Below are 1,557 nucleotides of genomic sequence, written 5' to 3' on the forward strand. Positions count from 1 at the left end.
CAGTCAGTGGCCGTGTTCGACCACCCCGACCGCAGCCAGCGCGGTCGCACCATCACGCATGCACACTACTTTGACCTGGGCGATGCGCCCTTCCCGGTGGTGCAGGCCGATGACGATGCAGCGCTGGTGCAGTGGACCCGCATCGACCAGCTGGCAGGCCTGGAAGAGGAGTTCTTTGAAGACCACTTCCACATGCTGGACCACTTTCTGGGTCTGACGAAGCTGGACTGATCCGTTCCACCCGTTTTTGCATCCAAACGGGCTCAAGCGCTACGGAATCATGCATCTGCCGCTATATTTTGTATAGCACTAGGTACCAGCCCGCTCCAGCATGGCGTGCAGCAGCACGTTGCACCCGGCCTCGATGTGCTCGGGTTTCGCATCCTCGATCTCGTTGTGACTGATGCCGTCCTTGCAGGGGATGAAGATCATGCCGCTGGGCGCGAGCTTGGCCATGTAGACGGCATCGTGCCCCGCGCCGGAGACGGCAGGCATGTGGCTGTAGCCCAGCTTGGCGGCGGCGCGGCCCACGGCCTGCACGCATTCGGGCTGGAAGAGCTGTGCGGGGTAGCTGGACACCATTTCAATGTGGACCTGCACACCGTGTTCTTGGGCCACCTGGTCGGCAAAGGCCTTGACCTCGGCGGCCATGGCGTCCACCAGCGTGTCGGTGCTGTTGCGCAGGTCGATGCTGAACTTGACCCGGCCGGGGATGACGTTGCGGCTGTTGGGGAAGACTTGCACCATGCCCACGGTACCGCGCCCGTGCGGCGGGTGGCGGTGGGCGGCGGCGACTACGTCTTGCATGATGCGCGTGGCGGCCAGCATCGCGTCCTTGCGCAGGGCCATGGGGGTGGGGCCTGCGTGGGCTTCCATGCCGGTGACGGTGCAGTCAAACCAGCGGATGCCCAGCACGCCGCTGACCACGCCGATGGTCTTGTCGTTGTCTTCCAGCACGGGGCCTTGTTCGATGTGGGTTTCAAAATAGGCGCCGATGGGGTGGTCGCCGGGCTCCTGGTCTCCGATGTAGCCGATGCGCTCGAGTTCGCCCTTCACCGTCTTGCCTTCGGTGTCGGTGGCGGCGTAGGCGTGCTCCAGCGTGAAGGCTTTGGCAAACACGCCCGAGCCCATCATCACGGGCACGAAACGCGATCCTTCTTCGTTGGTCCAGAACGCGACTTCGATGGGGGCTTCGGTTTCGATGCCGTGGTCGTTCAGGGTGCGCACGACTTCGATGCCGGCGAGCACGCCGTAGTTGCCGTCGAACTTGCCGCCGGTGGGCTGGGTGTCGATGTGGCTGCCGGTCATGATGGGTGGCAGGCTGTTGTTGCGGCCCGGGCGGCGCATGAAGCCGTTGCCGATCTTGTCGATGGTGACGGTCATGCCTGCTTCGCGCGCCCAGCGGGTGACGAGGTCGCGGCCGTGTTTGTCCAGGTCGGTGAGGGCGAGGCGGCACACGCCGCCCTTGGGGGTGGCGCCGATCTGCGCCAACTCCATCAGCGATGCCCACAGGCGCTCGCCGTTGATGCGCAGGTTCTCGATGTCGGGTTTGACTTT

The 1,557-nt window shown here is 64.5% G+C and carries 1 protein-coding gene and 1 pseudogene; one reads left to right on the forward strand and one right to left on the reverse strand.

Translation table 11 applies throughout. The features are described from left to right. Positions 1-231: pseudogene (locus AC07X4_RS23925) on the forward strand (cytidyltransferase); the annotation flags it as partial. A gap of 78 nt (positions 232-309) precedes the next feature. On the opposite strand, the gene AC07X4_RS23930 reads toward AC07X4_RS23925, so the two are convergent. Further along, positions 310-1,557, reverse strand: a 1,248-nt coding sequence (locus tag AC07X4_RS23930) for a Zn-dependent hydrolase (protein WP_494741541.1), incomplete at its 5' end; no start/stop codon positions are given.

The organism is Acidovorax sp. GW460-11-11-14-LB4, assembly GCF_059423685.1.